The organism is Aeromonas rivuli (genome assembly GCF_000820045.1).
In the GTDB taxonomy this organism is placed as follows: Bacteria; Pseudomonadota; Gammaproteobacteria; order Enterobacterales; family Aeromonadaceae; genus Aeromonas; species Aeromonas rivuli.
On record NZ_CDBJ01000100.1, the window covers coordinates 171,506 to 187,258 of the forward strand.

The window sequence follows — 15,753 nt, forward strand, 5'->3', positions numbered from 1 at the left end:
TCAGGGGACAGTTTTCTCACCCCGTGCTAGCATCTCTGCTCAAGTGACTCAGCCCCTCCCCAGGAAGCCAAGCCCGTCATGACCCACGCCACCCTCACCCCCGATCTGACCGCCACCCTGGATGCCCTGCACACCAGTGCCTTCCCGGCCATGCTGGTGCGTCTCATCCAGCGGCAAGTGGCGTTCGACTGCGCCCTGCTGCTCGGGATGGGGCAGCGCCCCGTCTACCTCTATGACAATCTGGAGCACCGGCGAGCCCTGTTGTTTGATCGCTACCTCACCAGCCACTTCGGTCAGGATCCCTTCATGCAGGCATTGGCCGCCGGGTTGCCCGCAGGGGTCTGGACCCTGGCACAAGTATCACAGGGCAAGCTGGATCCGGACTATCAGCAACGCTTCTATCAGGCCACCGGCTGGCAGGAGGAGGTGGGGCTGATCCTGCCCATCCATGCCGGGCTGACCCTGGTGCTCTTTCTCGGGCGTCTCGGCAAGCGCCACCCCCTGAGTCAGGGCGAACGAGTCAAGCTGGAAGAGCTGTTTCCGCTGGTGCACGCTCTGTGCCGCCAGCATTGGCCACAGGCCATGCCCTTGATGGCAACCAGCACCACGTCGGCTGACGGCGCCACGGTCAAGGCCGCGCTGGAGCTGGCGATGGACACTGTCGGCGGGGATCAGCTCACCCCCAGGGAGCGCCAGGTTGCCCGCCTGCTGTTGCAAGGGCTGGATACCGAGGCCATCGCCACGGCGCTCGGGATTGGCAGCGGCACCGTGAAGAATCACCGTAAACATCTCTATGGCAAGCTGCGGCTCGGCTCGCGCGCCGAGCTGTTCAGCTTCTTTCTGAACCATCTCATCACGGCGCCCGGCGACGGCGAATCGACGGCCTGATCAGCGCCATAACGAAACACCCCGCCGAGGCGGGGTGTTGTCTATTCATACTGCTGCGGGTCAGATGCGGCCCTGATAACGCAGCGGGAAGCGACCCTGACTGTCTGGCTGACCGAGATAGGGCAGCCCCTGTTTCATCTGCTCCGGCAACTCGGGACCGGGCTTGAGACTGCCCTGGAACAGGTACTGGCGATTGGCCTGCAACTCCAGCTTGCCCAGTACCTGCACCGCCTCCGACCCCTGCTTGAGCTCGGCCACCAGCTTGGAGTCGAGACAGGTCAACTTGACCTCGGGATCCCCCAGCTTCAACTTGCCCGCCGGGGTGTCGGCCTCGGCATCGTACCAATGGAGGTTGCCATAGAGGCTATCGCACCAGGGCTGACCCTGACTGAATTCATCGATCTTGAGCTGTAACTGGCCCGTTGCCGTGATCGGGAAGGGCAGGCGCAGGGGCAGCCGGCTCAGCAACCAGGGGGCGGGAGCGTTGAGGGTCAGGTCACGGCCAAAGGCGGCGCTGCCCCAACCCACCACCCCTTGGCCATTGAGGCCATCCCGCTCGCCGAAACGCACCGCCAGCTCGGGAGCAAAGCGCAGCAGCGACCAGCCATTGAGATCCCAGCGCAGCCGGGTCACAGACTCGCTGGCATATTGCAGACGCGCCACTTCCCCCCGCCAGAGGGTGCCACTCACCCCTTCCAGTTTGACCATGGGCGGCAGCGGCAGATGGCGAGCCACCAGACTGGCGGGCACGCTGGTCAGCAAGAAGCCCAGCCAGGCCAGCATGAAGACGACGACTATCCAGATCTTGCGTTTCATTGCGGGCGACTCACCTGTAAGCGTCTCACCTTGACCATGCCGGCGGGCAACTGCTCGCGGGCCACCTCAATCACCTTGACCTGGACGCCGTATCTGTCCGACAGCTCGGCCAGCCACATCAGCAGCCCATCGAAGGGGACTGCGTCTATCCATACCTGCAGCTCCTGACCCTGGGGTTGCAGCCGGGTGATCTTGATCTTGTGGTTGAAGGCGGTGCGGTTGACAACCCCATCCAGGGTGCCCCCCAAATCGATGTTGCGACCGCTGCCCGCCTGGGCTACCAAGATCCGCTCACCCTTCTCTTTCAGCCAGACCAGGGTCTGCTGCTGGTTCTTCACCTGTCGCTCCCGCTCCGCGATGCGATTGCCGAGGGGTTGCCACACCAGCCAATAGAAGAGACCGATGATCAGCAGAGTACCGCCAATGGCCACCAGTCGCTGCTCCCGGGCGCTGATGCCGCGCCACCAGAGTTCGAATCTTGTCATCATGATGATTTACCCTTGAGCACCAGTGCCCCCTCGACCCGACCTTCCGTGCTGCGCACCTCGCCCTGTTGCACCTCGAAACCCTTGCCCGCCAATTCGCGGAATCGCTCCATCTCGGTAAAGCCGGGGGCCGTGACTTGCAGCCTCAGCTCTCCCCGCTCCACATCAAAGCGCAGCACCTCGGGCTTGAGCCCCGGCACTTCGGCAAAGGTGGGGGCCAGTTCGGTCAAAAACAGCAAGACGCCACTTTGGGGCGCACCGCCAAGCAGCCTCAGATGCTGCTCCACCTGACTGCGTACATTCACTATCCGGGTCTCTCCCGGGAAGATACGGGTATAGACCTCCCGGATCTCGGCCTTGAGTGCCTTGTCCTGCTTATCGAGCTGATAGAGGGCCAGGCCGCGCTGCCCCAGGGTGACCAGCAACAAGGCCACCGCCACCGCCACCACCTTGCGCCACTGCAACCAGTGACGACTGTACTCGGTCTGTGGTCGGAAGGACCCCTGCAACAGGTTCACCTGACCGCGCAGCGCCTCCCGGGCCAGCAGCAGCATGGGCAGTTCGGGATCGGCCCCCTGCCAGTTCGCTCCCGCCAGGGCGGGGGGGGGCGTATGGCTGTGAATGGTGACAGGCTCGGGCTGCGCGCCCAGCAGCAGGCCGAGCAAGACTTCGTCCGCAACCAGTCCCTGGTGAGGCCCTTGGCGCAACAACCAGACCTTGCCCAGCTGCAGCGCCGACCAGCCGTCGCTCGCCTGCGGCAAGGCCAGCACATCCGGCAGCAGTTGCAGGCTCTTGAGCCCCGCTGCCTCCAACCAGCCGAGCCAGCGCAGCATCTGCTGCCGGTCCACCGCCATCAGATCCACCTCCTGGCCCTGATGAGACAGCACGACCAGATGCAGGGACTCCACATCGGAGGCGATCTGCTCCTCAAGCAGATAAGGCAGGGCCGCCGCCGACTGGCGGTTGTATTTGCCCGGCAGCCGCACTCGCCGGAAGATAACGGCGCTGCCCGGCACCAGAACGACCACGGGACGACCTCCGGCCCGTTCACGCAGCTCATGCAGTTCATGGGCCGAGGCCAGGGTCCCGGAGGCGATGATCTCCTCCTCCCCCTTCGACCAGACCAGCCACTCGACCGGCTCTTCCTGGGTCGTCCCCAGACGGATGACCAGACTCTCGTTCAACACACTCTCTCCTTGGCCTTGGCCGAATCCTGTCGACGGCTGACCCTTGATATGGACGGCGAGATACCGTCGCGCGTCGAGGCGAGCTTCACTCAGCCCCCCCATTGACCCGCCGCAGCACCACCGCCTTGTTCTCTTTACTGCGCTGGAAATAGGTCTCCAGCCTGGCCCGGGTGTCGGCCACCTCGGCCAGCAGATAAGCCACGAAGTAATCGCTCTTGACGTCTATCGCCTCATTCAACCCCTTGATGCCGGAGCCCGCCGCCAGCGCAGGCAGGCTCGTCATCTCCGCCTTGCTTTGCCAGCCTTTCCTGGGGCGATCCTTGAGCACGCCCTTGGCGTCATCCACACTGATCTTTCCCAGGTAGAGCGCCGCCAGCAGCTCGGGCTGATCCGGGGATATGGTATTGATATTCACCAGTAACTTGTCGTTTGGCAGGGCGCAGACATAGGGTGCCAGCCTGGCATATAGCTTGCCGCTGACCCCACGCACCGCCCGTAACTCATCCACCCCCAGCATCTTCTGATTGGCGGGCAGATAGGGCTGACTCAGCCCTTCATAATAAGCGTCTTCGGCCCCATAGCTGGAGACCAGTACCGTATCGCTGTCGGTCCAGTCACGCACCGCATCCGTCAGCTGGGTTGCCTCGTATTCGTCGATCTCAAGCTGGGTCAACAGGGTGCGGAACACCTTGACGGGATAAGGCTGGTTGGCCAGATCGTCCCCACTGTCCTCCTGCTGCCCTACGCTCAGGCTGTTGAGGTTGAAGCAGCTTTGCAGGTCACGCACCTCTCCCTTGAGGGTGCCATCCTCGACCGGAAATATCACATCCTTGCGCGCCCAGTACTGGCTCAGGCTGACCACCTTGGGGTCATCCTTGAAGTCCTGGGCCAGTATCTTGCTGACCAGCGCCTCGGTGGAGATGGCATACCACCATGCCTGCTTGCCGGTGCTGAGGTTGGCAGTGCGCCTGAGCTCAAGCTGCAAGCGGCCACTCATGTTGCTGGCGATGATCACCATGACCGAGAGGATCAACAACACCACCAGCAGTGCCATGCCCCGGCTTCTGCCCGGCCCGGCGCCTCTATTGTGTCGGTGCATCTTCGAGCCTCTGGCCGCCGGCCCCAATCAGAAACTGGCGACGTATGGTGCCGTAATCGTCCAGATCCAGTTCCACCGCCAAGCCGTCAGGCAAGCGCTCCTCCTGGGTCCACTCCGACTTCCAGCCCCCCTCGCTGTAGAAGAAGAGGCGCAGTCCCGTCACCCGGTCGAGCAACCCTTGCACCCTGGGCTCGGTGCCTATCACTGGGTCCGGGTAGAGATAGCTGAGCCGCTCCAGCTGGTGATCCTTGAGCCGCCAACCGACCCGCTGCAGGCCAGATCGCGGCAAGATACCATCCGGGTTGAGCCAGCCCCCCCGGATGAAGGCCATGCCCCAATCATCACTCTGCTGGCCAAACTGGCTGGCAGCCAGCAACACCCGGTTATTTTCACCCTCGATGCGGCCGGTACGCGGTACCATCTGGCTCACGTCCCGCTCCAGCACATCGAAGGCGCGCTGTAATTGGGCCAGACGCACCTCTTTCTTCCTGGCCACCTCATCGCTGGTGAGCACCCCCTGCAACACCTGATAGGCACCCAGACTCAGGCCGGCGAAGATGGCGATCGCCACCAGCATCTCCAGCAGGGTAAAGCCCCCCTGCTTGCTCAGATGCCGGACCTGCGGCCCTGGCGCGGACGATGACCTCATTGGTGTCTCCAGCGGCATGGCACCGCGAGCGGGTCGTTTAGCGGCTGACATAGGTGCGCATCATGGCCACGGGACTCTCGGATTTGGGGGCGGTACGCACCTCCAGATCCAGTGCCTTGAAGTTGCTGTCGGCGGTAGCGACACCGCGATAACGCCAATACCAGCGCTGTCCCGCCATCTCTTCATCCCCCTCGACCCAGCTGTCGCTCGGCCAGGAACCTTCGAGTCGCTGCTGCACCAGCTGGTTCTGGACAACCCAGGTCGCCAGGGTTTTCTGTTCCAGATAGCTGAGCCCGGAGAGGTGTTCGCTCGCCGTCTTCATCACCGCCAGCCCGGCGATGGCAAACACCACCAGGGCCACCATCACCTCGAGCAGCGTCATGCCCCTGGCCTGGCGAAGCCCACCATGGCGCAGCACCATGCGCGGCGTTCTCATTGCTCCTCCTCAGGCCGATCGCTATCCAGTTTCAGGTTGCCAAATTCATCGGCCCACACCACACGGAAGTAGCGCTCCTCATCGACCTGCTGAGTGAAGGTCAGTACGAAGGGGGTCAGCTCGTCACCGGGAAAGATAAACACCTGGGGGCTGGCCACCTTGTCGTCCTCCCCTCGTTCGTCTTCATCCGGCTGCCAGGCCAAACCGCCCAGTTCGACGCCGAGCTGGATATCCTCCGGCAGTTGCACCGGCCCCAGCACCTTGTCATCACCCAGAGCCGTCCAGTTGCGATCCTTGCCTTGGCGCACCATGAATTGCCAGCCGTGATCCTCGAGGCGCAAGCCCAGCAGACGACCATCCATCACGGCCTGCTCCTGGGCTTGTTGCAGAACGGCCATGAAGCGACGCGCCTGCTTGTCCAGCTCGCGATCCCCCTTGGCGCCGCCCATGCTGAGGGTAACGGCGGTGGCCACCAGTCCCATCAACATGGCGACCAGCAACACTTCCAGCAGGGTGAAGCCGGCTTGGCGATGACGAGACGACGCGCCGATCACGGCAGTCTCATCCACAGCACCTGGATGGCAGTACAAGCACTTACTGGAAGTCCTTCAGATTCCAGTTGCCGATGTCGTCATCGGTGCCCGCTTCGCCATCTTGCCCCATGGAGAAGACGTCGAGCTTGCCGAATTGGCCTGGGCTGAGCAGCTGATAAGGATTGCTCCAGGGATCTTGCGGCAGGCGCTTGATATAGCCCCCTTCCCGGTAGCTGCGCGGCTCGGGGGCCGAGGTCGGTTTATTGACCAGGGCATCCAGACCCTGCTCGGTGGTCGGGTAGCGATTGTTGTCCAGCTTGTACATGTCGAGGGCGTTTTCCAGCGCCACTATGTCGGAGACCGCCTTCTGCTGATCGGCTTTTTCCTTGTTTCCCATCAGATTGGGCACCACCAGGCTGGCCAGTATCCCCAGGATGACGATGACCACCATGACTTCCAGCAGGGTGAAACCCGATTGACGACGCTTATGCATGACTTACTCCCTCACAAAATAAGATGGTCTGTACCATCAGCGATTGACCACAGTGAGACCCGGCGGGCGGATCCCGTTACATATTGACCATATTGTTGAGTTCGAGGATGGGCTGCAGGATCGACATCACGATAAAGAGCACCACCCCGGCCATGGAGACCACCAGCATGGGTTCGAACACGCCAAGGGCGATGTTGACCTGGCTTTCAAACTCCCGGTCCTGGTTGTCCGCCGCCCGCTCCAGCATGCTGTCGAGCTCGCCGCTCTGCTCGCCGGAGGCGATCATGTGCAGCATCATGGGCGGAAATATTTTGGTTTCATTCAGAGACTTGCGCAGACTGGTCCCCTCCCGCACCCGCTCGGTGGCCTCGAGGATGCGGGCCCGGGCGAAGTCATTGGAGAGCACTTCGCCGGAGATCTTCATCCCCTCGATCAGCGGCACGGCGCTGGCATTGAGGATGCTCAGGGTGCGGGCAAAACGGGCGGTATTTAGGCCGCGGCTGACCCGGCCAATCACCGGCAGACGCAGCAGGATCCCGTGCCAATGGCGACGGCGCAGCGCATCCCCCAGCCACCAACGCCAAACGAAACCACCCAGGAAGATCAGCAGCAGGAACCAGAGGCCATAGTTCTGCATCAGTTCGCTGGTGCCGATCAGGAAGCGCGTGGTGGCGGGCAGCTGCTGCCCCATATGTTCAAACTGGGCCACCACCTTGGGCACCACGGCGGTCAGCAAGATGGAGATGACCCCCACCGCGACCAGGGTCAACACCATGGGGTAGATCATCGCCTGCATCAGCTTGGTGCGCATATGCTGGCGCTGTTCGGTGTAATCGGCGAGCCGGTTGAGCACCTTCTCCAGGTGGCCGGATTTCTCCCCGGCCGCCACCATGGAGCGGAACAGCTGATCGAACACATGGGGGAAGGCGCCAAGCGAATCGGCCAGACTGTAACCCTCCACCACCCGGCCACGCACTGTCGCCACCAGGCTGCTGAGATGGGCCTTCTCACACTGCTGGGAGACCGCCTTGAGCGCCTCCTCTATGGTGAGACCGGCCCCCACCAGGGTCGCCAGCTGGCGGGTGATCAGTGCCAGCTCGGCGGTACTGGCGCCACGGCGAAACAGTCGGAACTGGCCTGCCTCACGCTTGGCCTTCTCGGTGGTTTCACTCACCTCGAGCGGGGTCAGCCCCTGCTCGCGCAGTTGCTGGCGCACCTGGCGCGCCGAGTCACCCTCGGTCACCCCCTGCTTCTGGCGCCCCTTGTCATCCAGGGCCTTATATTCGAATGCTGCCACGTCCTATCCTCAATCTTCCCGAGTCACACGCAGCACTTCTTCCAGGCTGGTCTGCCCCTGGAGCACCTTGTCGATACCGTCGCGGCGAATGCTGGGGGTGTGGGGGCGGATCAACCGCTCGATGGCGAGCTCACCGCTCGCACTGTGGACCGCCTCGCGTACCGCCTCATCGACCACCACCAGTTCATGGATGCCGGTCCGGCCACGGTAGCCGGTGTGGTTGCACTGTTCGCACCCCACCGGATGCCAGAGCTGACTGGCCCTGTCCAGGCCCTCGATGCGCATCAATGCCAGCTCTTGCTCCGTGACCGGACGCGCCTCCTTGCAGTCGGGACAGAGGGTACGTACCAATCGTTGCGCAAGCACCGCCAGCAGGGAGGAGGAGAGCAGGAAGGGCTCTATGCCCATGTCCCGCATCCGGGTGATGGCGCCGATGGCGGTATTGGTGTGCAGGGTCGACATCACCAGGTGGCCGGTGAGGGACGCCTGTACCGCTATCTGGGCGGTATCCAGATCCCGGATCTCCCCCACCATGACCACGTCCGGATCCTGACGCAAGATGGCGCGCAGGCCACGGGCGAAGGTCATGTCGACCTTGGCGTTGACCTGGGTCTGGCCGACCCCTTCCAGGTCATATTCGATGGGATCCTCAACAGTGAGGATGTTGCGATCCCGGGAGTTGATCTCCGAGAGCGCCGCATAGAGGGTGGTGGACTTGCCCGAACCGGTCGGCCCCGTCACCAGAATGATGCCGTGGGGTTTGCGAATGAGCTCGCTGATGATGTTGCGATTGGCCAGCGTCATGCCGAGCTGCTTGAGCTCGAGGCGGATGTTGTTCTTGTCGAGCAGTCGCAATACCACCCGCTCGCCGTAGCTGGACGGCATGGTCGAGACCCGCACGTCCACCGCCCGGCCACCGATGCGCAATGAGATGCGGCCATCCTGAGGCAGGCGCTTCTCGGCGATGTCCATGCGCGACATGACCTTGATACGCGACACCAGCAAGGAGGCCAGCTTGCGATGGGGACGCAGGATCTCCCGCAGCACGCCATCGATGCGAAAACGGATCACCAGCACCCGCTCGAAGGTCTCGATGTGGATGTCGGACGCCTCCTCTTTTATCGCCTCGCTCAACATGGCGTTGATGAGGCGAATGATGGGCGCGTCGTCATCGGCGTCGAGCAAGTCCTCGCTCTGGGGCAGCTCTTCGGCCAGGGCGAAGAAGTCCATCTCGTTACCGAGATCTTCCATCAGCTGACGCGCCTCGGAGGAGTCGCGCTGGTAGTGGGCCATCAGCAACTGCTCGAACGCCTCACCCTCTATCTGCTCGACTGCGAAAGTGGCACCCGCCACCCGCTGCACCTCGAGCAGGGTCTGGGGGCTGACCCCGGGCCGGCAGATCAGCACGGGGGCACCGGCCCGCTCGGTCAGGATCACCCCGAAGTTGCGGGCAAAGGCGAAGGGCAGCTCGGGCAGGGGGGCCGACAGTTCGCTGCCATCAAGCTGATAGGCCGCCATCAGGGCTTGCTCTGCACGAAGGGTTGCACGCTCGCTGCCGTGGCCTGCTGCTGGCTCTTCATGGCCTGGATCTGCCTCTGGACCTCGGGGGAGACCATGATGTCCTGGCCATATTCGGGTAACACCTGGCGCGGTGGCGAGGTGAGGTAGCCCTCTTGCGCCGCGCGATCCAGCTGCTCGGCCCGGAACAGGGTGTACTTGCTGCTGGAGATGCCGGAATAGACATTGGCATCCCGCAATATGGTCGGCCGGATGAAGATCATCAGGTTGCGTTTGGCCGTGGTGTTGGAGGTGGATCGGAACAGATAACCCAGCACTGGGATGTCGCCGAGGATGGGCACCTTGGAGACCTGCTCCTTGGTCTGCTCATCCATCAGACCACCCAGCACCACGGTTTCGCCACTCTTCACCAGCACGGCGTTCTTGACGGTACGGGTGTCGAAGGTGGGGCCAAGATCGGCCGTACCCGCGGCCTGAGCCTGGGCGACGCTGGAGACCTCCTGCTCGATGTTGAGCAGCACGGAGTCCCCTTCGTTGATCTGGGGAGTGACCACCAGCTTGGTGCCCACCGTCTTGCGCTCTATGGTGTTGAAGATGTTGTCTCCCGAGGTGGAACTCTGGGAGCCGGTCTGTACCGGCACCTCCTGACCCACGTTGAACGACGCCTCCTTGTTGTCCATGGTGACGATGCTCGGGGTCGAGAGGATATCGTTCTTGGTATTGGTGGAGAGCGCCGTCACCAGCATGGCCCAGTCCCCTTTGTAGAAACCGGCAGCCATGCCACTGAAGCCACCCAGCAGGTTCTCCAGCCCCTCGGTATTGCCGTTGTCCTGGTAATCCTTGCCCGCGATGATGGCAGGCCCTATCGGCAAGCCGGTATTGGTAAACTGGGTACCGCCGCCATTGGCATTGCCCCACTGCACCCCGAGATTGAGGCCATCGCCGTCCTGCACCTCGACGATGATGGCTTCGACCAGCACCTGAGCACGGCGGATGTCGAGCTTGGCGATCACCTGTTCCAGCTCGGCCATGACGTCCGGTTGAGCGGTGATCACCAGGGCATTGGTGGTCTCATCCGCCGAGATGGCCAGCTGACCGCCGCCTATGCTGGTGCCAGCCGTGGCACCTGCAGCATTGCCCTTCTTGTCGGCCTCGATGCTGGAGCTGACGCCCTTGAGCACATCCACCAGATCCTTGGCCTTGCCATATTTCAGGTAGAAGACCCGGGTATTGCCCTGACTCTGCAGATCCCGATCGAGCTGATGCACCATCTGTATGATACGCGCCCGCGCCTTGGGCTCACCACTCACCACCACAGAGTTGGTGCGCTCATCCGCCACCACCTTGGGAGTGAGCTGGTAGCCGGCGTTGCCCCCCTGGGCCGCACCATCCTTGTTGAGGTTGCTCACCAGGCGCACCATCTCGCCAGCGGAGGCATATCTCAACTTGATGATGTCCACATCCTGATTGCCCGCCTTGTCGACCCGGCGCACCACCTCGACCAGGCGGTTGACCACGGCGGCGCGGCCGGTGATCAGCAGCACGTTGGAGGGCTCGTAATGCACCACGTTACCGCCGCCCGCGTTGTCATTGAGCTGACGCAGCAGGGGAGCAAGCTCGCGCACCGAGACATTGTGCACCGGGACCACCCGGGTCACCATCTCGTCGCCAATCCCGGGGTTACGGTCGTCGACCACGGGAATGGCCGAGGTCTTGGCGTCCTTGGCACGCACCACCTTGAGCACCCCGTTGTTCATGGGCACCACGGCGAAACCGTACACATCCAGCACGCTCAGGAAGAATTGGTAGTACTGATCCTCGTTGAGCAGATCGTAGCTGCGCACATTGATCTTGCCGCGCACTGATGGCTCTATGATTATGGTTTTGTTGAGGTTTTTACCAACTGTGTTGATGAACTCTTCGATCTCTGCATTCTTGAAGCTGGCCGAATACTCGGTCGCCCAGACGGATCCCGTCATCAGCAAGGCCGCCGCCACAGACGCCAGGCGCCAGCCTTTCCCTTTATTTCTCATGCGTGCACTACTCCGGATCATTATTCTGACAAGCCGACATAGACGTCATACAGCTGTCCTTGCCGTTCGACTGTCACTGTCATCTCGGTGGCACTCGCCACCTGCTGCATTGCTTGCATCGCCTGAGCATTGTCGCGCAGGTCGAGCCCATTGATACTGACGGCCAGGTCATTGGCGACCAGGCCGAGCTGGTTAAAGAGTTCGGGATCCCGCCCAGGGTTGAGGCGATAGCCCGCCATGCGGCCATCGACCCGGACCGGGGATATATTGAGGTAATCGGTGAGTTTGCCCGGATTGCTCATCAGCTCGCCACGCACCTCGCCCAACTTGTCTGTCGCGTTGCCCTTGGCCGGCAACGGCTTGCCGTACTCTTCACCATCGAGCATCAGGGTCTCATCACGACCGTTGCGCGCTATGATGACGCGATCGGCAAAAATCTGTCGCAGCCGGGCCTGGGTACCATCTATGTAGTCACCAATACCGTAGGAGTTCTGGGTGCCGTTATGGGCGATGATGGCGATGGATTTGGCGGCATTGGAGCTCGCCAGTACCCCGTTGAGCTGGGCATTGAGCTGGGTCTTGGGGGCATCGGCCGCCACCTGGGCTTGGGCCTGGATTTGCTCCGCACGACCAAACAGACCCAGGCGAGTGAGAGGCGCCAGGTCTGTACCTTGACTCGCCGTCTCCGCCACGCCCGTGCGGGGTTGCCAGGCCGTCTGCGGCTCCGGACTCGCCAAAGAGAACAGGCGCCAGGTCAAACCGGCGCACTGGTGAGCCAGCAGCAGCAAGAGTCCCCAGAACAACCAGTGGCTGAGACGGGCAAGGGGCAGCCGCTTGCCCTGGGCAAGCAAGGCAGACAGCAAGTCATCCCTGAACGGTAGCGTCATGTTTCTCAAAATAATTTTCTATCCAAGTCGGTCAGCCATTGTGTACGGCAATGGCGCCTGAGACAACTGACCTAAAGGGCAAGATGGTCAAAAATGCTCGTGCCATCACTCCAATGCAGCCCGGATTCAACCCAGGGCCCCGGCTCTGGTATAATCGGTCACCATGTCACATCGTCGGAATCCGTCATGAGCAAAGCCGTTTCGCCCGAATCCTCCCTGCGTCTGGACAAGTGGCTATGGGCCGCCCGCTTCTACAAGAGCCGCAGTCTGGCACGGGAGCAGATCGAAGGGGGTAAGGTGCACTATAACGGCCAGCGCAGCAAACCCGGCAAGGCGGTCGAGCTCGGCGCCCTGATCCGTTTCTGGCAGGGTCAGGATGAGCGGGAGGTGCGAGTGCTCACCCTGAGCGAGCAGCGCAAATCGGCCCCCCTCGCCCAACTGATGTATGAAGAGACCCCCGAGAGCCTCAAACGCCGGGCCGACAATGCCGAGGCGCGCCGCTTCAACAGCCAGTTTGCGCCTAGCCCCGAGCGTCGCCCCGACAAGCAGGAGCGCCGCCAGCTGATCCGGGTAAAGCAATACTGACCTGAGTCCATGACCCCTGTATGACGACATGTACGCCAGAAAGTTCACACCCGACCCAAGATGCCGGGTGCCCAACCTATTACCACCCCGAAGGAAGATGAGATGAGTCACCAAGATCTGCTGTATCGCTATCTGTTTGAAGAGTACGAAGTGCGGGGTGAGCTGGTCCAGCTGGATAGCACCTATCGCCACGTGATCGAGGCGCAGAGCTATCCGGTTCAGGTACAACAGCTGCTGGGCGAACTGCTGGTCGCCACCAGCCTGCTCACTGCCACCCTCAAGTTCGAAGGCTCCATTACCGTGCAATTGCAAGGGGATGGCCCGGTGCGTCTGGCCGTCATCAATGGCGACAACAACCAGCAGCTGCGCGGTGTCGCCCGTCATGAAGGGGAGCTGCCCAGCGATGGCAAACTGCAGAGCCTGATAGGTAACGGCCAGCTGGTCATCACCATCACCCCCGAGCAGGGTGAGCGCTATCAAGGCATCGTTGCCCTGGAGGCCGATACCCTGGCCGGCTGCCTGGAGCAGTATTTCGCCCAATCCGAACAGCTCGCCACCAAGCTCTGGATCCGCACCGGACACCATGAGGGCCAACCCCGCGCCGCCGGCATACTGCTGCAGGAGCTGCCATCCCAGAGTGAGGATCACAGCATCGACTTCGACCACCTGACCCAGCTCACCAGCACCATCAAGGATGAAGAGCTGTTCGGTCTGGAGGCCGAAGAGATCCTCTATCGCCTCTATCACCAGGACAAGGTACGCGTGTTCGATCCCCAGGCCGTCGCCTTCCGCTGCACCTGCTCGCGGGAGCGCTGCGAGGGTGCCCTGTTGCAGGTAGAGAAGGCTGAAGTGCTGGAGATGCTGCAGGAGCAGGGCAAGATCGAGATGCACTGCGACTATTGCGGCGCCCAGTATCCCTTTGATGCGATCGATGTCGAAACCCTGTTCAGCGGGGCTCCCGGTAATGATACAAACCAGTTACACTAAATGAAGGCGGGGAAACCCGCCTTTAACTTAAATAACAAAAAAATACCCTACTTTATAAAGTTTGATGAAGGTCGCTAAATTCTACTACCTAAGTGGTAGAGTTGATGCCAGATAGAACCCTACACACCTCTGAACCCAGGAGAATACAATGACAATAGTGGCAGAACCCACCCTGGCCCAACAGTTACAACTGGAGCAATATGGCATCCATAACGCCGTAGAAATCCTGCGTAACCCCTCCTATGAGCAGCTTTTCACAGAAGAGACTCGCCCAGACCTGGAAGGATTCGAACGCGGTACAGTAACTGAATTGGGCGCCGTCAATGTCAATACCGGTATCTTTACCGGCCGCTCCCCGAAAGATAAATATATCGTCAAGGACGCCACTACCCAGAATACTGTGTGGTGGTCTGACCAGGGCAAGAACGATAACAAGGCACTGAGCCCGGAAGTCTGGTCACATCTAAAATCCCTGGTGACCAAACAGCTCAGTGGCAAGCGTCTGTTTGTCATCGATGGCTACTGCGGTGCCAACCCGGACACCCGTCTGGCGGTGCGTGTCATCACAGAGGTGGCCTGGCAGGCCCACTTCGTCAAAAACATGTTCATCCGCCCCAGCGAGGCCGAGCTGAAGACGTTCAAGGCTGACTTCGTGGTGATGAACGGAGCCAAATGCACCAACCCGAACTGGCAGGAGCAGGGTCTCAACTCCGAGAACTTCGTCGCCTTCAACCTCACCGAGAAGATCCAGCTCATCGGCGGCACCTGGTACGGTGGCGAGATGAAGAAGGGCATGTTCTCCATGATGAACTACTTCCTGCCCCTGCGCGGCATCGCCTCCATGCACTGCTCCGCCAACGTGGGTCAGGAGGGCGACGTGGCCATCTTCTTCGGCCTCTCCGGCACCGGCAAGACCACCCTCTCCACCGATCCCAAGCGTGCGCTTATCGGCGATGACGAGCACGGCTGGGATGACGACGGCGTGTTCAACTTCGAAGGGGGTTGCTACGCCAAGACCATCAAGCTCTCCAAGGAGGCCGAGCCGGACATCTTCAACGCCATCCGTCGCGACGCCCTGCTGGAGAACGTGACCGTGGCCGAAGACGGCACCATCGACTTCGATGATGGTTCCCGCACCGAGAACACCCGGGTCTCCTACCCCCTCTATCACATCGAGAACATCGTCAAGCCGGTCTCCAAGGCCGGTCACGCCAACAAGGTGATCTTCCTGACGGCCGATGCTTTCGGCGTGCTGCCCCCGGTCTCCAAGCTGACCAAGGCACAGACCAAGTACCACTTCCTGTCCGGCTTCACCGCCAAACTGGCCGGTACCGAGCGTGGCATCACAGAACCGACCCCGACCTTCTCCTCCTGCTTCGGTGCGGCCTTCCTCAGCCTGCACCCGACCAAGTACGGTCAGGAACTGGTCAAGCGGATGGAAGCATCCGGCGCCGAGGCCTACCTGGTCAACACCGGCTGGAACGGCACCGGCAAACGCATCTCCATCAAGGACACCCGCGCCATCATCGACGCCATCCTGGATGGCTCCATCGAGCAGGCACAGACCAAGATGCTGCCCATCTTCAACCTGGAAATCCCGACCGCCCTGCCCGGCGTCAACCCGGCCATACTGGATCCTCGCGATACCTATGCCGAGGTCGCCCAGTGGGATGAGAAGGCTCAGGACTTGGGGATGCGCTTCATCAAGAACTTTGAACGCTTCACCGATAACGACGAAGGCAAACAGCTGGTAGCCGCAGGCCCTCAGCTGTAACAGCCCCACCGCACTGCCATACCGGTCAGCTCTGCTGGCCGGTATTTTTTTGACCAACATCTGGCAATTGGTCCAGCGCCACCTTG

The 15,753-nt window shown here is 61.7% G+C and carries 16 protein-coding genes; 4 read left to right on the top strand and 12 right to left on the bottom strand.

All coding sequences use genetic code 11. The annotated features are described in order from the left end of the window. The first annotated feature begins 78 nt into the window (after nt 1-78). A complete protein-coding gene (locus BN1130_RS20560; RefSeq protein ID WP_042044297.1) occupies nt 79-888 on the top strand; it encodes a helix-turn-helix transcriptional regulator in 810 nt (269 codons plus the stop codon). A 60-nt stretch (nt 889-948) separates the two neighbouring features. Here BN1130_RS20560 and exeN read toward each other — a convergent pair whose 3' ends face one another. The 12 genes from exeN to exeC all read right to left on the bottom strand — a co-directional run bounded on the left by exeN (nt 949) and on the right by exeC (nt 12,321). After that, nucleotides 949-1,704, bottom strand: a complete 756-nt coding sequence (gene exeN / locus BN1130_RS20565; protein WP_042044298.1) for a GspN family type II secretion system protein ExeN — start codon at nt 1,702-1,704, stop codon at nt 949-951. Further along, nucleotides 1,701-2,192, bottom strand: coding sequence for a GspM family type II secretion system protein ExeM (gene exeM / locus BN1130_RS20570; RefSeq protein WP_042044299.1), 492 nt, complete (start codon nt 2,190-2,192; stop codon nt 1,701-1,703). Before exeM ends, exeN begins: the two co-directional genes overlap by 4 nt. After that, nucleotides 2,189-3,373, bottom strand: coding sequence for a GspL family type II secretion system protein ExeL (exeL, locus tag BN1130_RS20575; RefSeq protein WP_042044300.1), 1,185 nt, complete (start codon nt 3,371-3,373; stop codon nt 2,189-2,191). Before exeL ends, exeM begins: the two co-directional genes overlap by 4 nt. Before the next feature lie 88 nt (nt 3,374-3,461). Next, nucleotides 3,462-4,475 (bottom strand): GspK family T2SS minor pseudopilin variant ExeK, encoded by a 1,014-nt coding sequence (gene exeK / locus BN1130_RS20580; protein ID WP_198135318.1) that lies wholly within the window; start codon nt 4,473-4,475, stop codon nt 3,462-3,464. After that, the gene (exeJ, locus tag BN1130_RS20585) at nt 4,459-5,124 is read right to left on the bottom strand and encodes a GspJ family T2SS minor pseudopilin variant ExeJ (protein ID WP_042044302.1); all 666 of its coding nucleotides are present in this window, start codon (nt 5,122-5,124) and stop codon (nt 4,459-4,461) included. The genes exeK and exeJ overlap by 17 nt, the downstream gene beginning before the upstream one ends. Nucleotides 5,125-5,161: 37 nt before the next feature. Next, complete coding sequence (exeI, locus tag BN1130_RS20590; RefSeq protein WP_157014137.1) at nt 5,162-5,545, bottom strand: GspI family T2SS minor pseudopilin variant ExeI; 384 nt, start codon at nt 5,543-5,545, stop codon at nt 5,162-5,164. Between the two features lie 11 nt (nt 5,546-5,556). Next, nucleotides 5,557-6,114, bottom strand: coding sequence for a GspH family T2SS minor pseudopilin variant ExeH (exeH, locus tag BN1130_RS20595; RefSeq protein ID WP_157014138.1), 558 nt, complete (start codon nt 6,112-6,114; stop codon nt 5,557-5,559). A gap of 40 nt (nt 6,115-6,154) precedes the next feature. Beyond that, nucleotides 6,155-6,586, bottom strand: a complete 432-nt coding sequence (exeG, locus tag BN1130_RS20600; RefSeq protein ID WP_042044304.1) for a GspG family T2SS major pseudopilin variant ExeG — start codon at nt 6,584-6,586, stop codon at nt 6,155-6,157. 76 nt (nt 6,587-6,662) lie between these two features. Continuing rightward, nucleotides 6,663-7,883, bottom strand: coding sequence for a GspF family T2SS innner membrane protein variant ExeF (exeF, locus tag BN1130_RS20605; RefSeq protein ID WP_042044305.1), 1,221 nt, complete (start codon nt 7,881-7,883; stop codon nt 6,663-6,665). Between the two features lie 9 nt (nt 7,884-7,892). Further along, nucleotides 7,893-9,401: a type II secretion system ATPase GspE gene (gene gspE, locus BN1130_RS20610; protein ID WP_042044306.1), complete on the bottom strand. Its 1,509-nt coding sequence runs from the start codon at nt 9,399-9,401 to the stop codon at nt 7,893-7,895. Then, nucleotides 9,401-11,434, bottom strand: coding sequence for a GspD family T2SS secretin variant ExeD (exeD, locus tag BN1130_RS20615; protein ID WP_042044307.1), 2,034 nt, complete (start codon nt 11,432-11,434; stop codon nt 9,401-9,403). The genes gspE and exeD overlap by 1 nt, the downstream gene beginning before the upstream one ends. Before the next feature lie 20 nt (nt 11,435-11,454). Beyond that, nucleotides 11,455-12,321: a GspC family type II secretion system variant ExeC gene (gene exeC, locus BN1130_RS20620; protein ID WP_042044308.1), complete on the bottom strand. Its 867-nt coding sequence runs from the start codon at nt 12,319-12,321 to the stop codon at nt 11,455-11,457. A gap of 186 nt (nt 12,322-12,507) precedes the next feature. Here exeC and hslR point away from each other — a divergent pair, with 186 nt between their 5' ends. The 3 genes from hslR (at nt 12,508) to pckA (ending at nt 15,667) form a co-directional block, all read left to right on the top strand. Beyond that, the gene (hslR, locus tag BN1130_RS20625; protein ID WP_042044309.1) at nt 12,508-12,906 is read left to right on the top strand and encodes a ribosome-associated heat shock protein Hsp15; all 399 of its coding nucleotides are present in this window, start codon (nt 12,508-12,510) and stop codon (nt 12,904-12,906) included. Nucleotides 12,907-13,008: 102 nt separating this feature from the next. Continuing rightward, on the top strand, nt 13,009-13,893 hold the full coding sequence (gene hslO / locus BN1130_RS20630; RefSeq protein WP_042044310.1) for an Hsp33 family molecular chaperone HslO: 885 nt from the start codon (nt 13,009-13,011) through the stop codon (nt 13,891-13,893). Between the two features lie 148 nt (nt 13,894-14,041). After that, nucleotides 14,042-15,667, top strand: a complete 1,626-nt coding sequence (gene pckA, locus BN1130_RS20635; protein ID WP_042044311.1) for a phosphoenolpyruvate carboxykinase (ATP) — start codon at nt 14,042-14,044, stop codon at nt 15,665-15,667. Nucleotides 15,668-15,753: the final 86 nt, after the last annotated feature.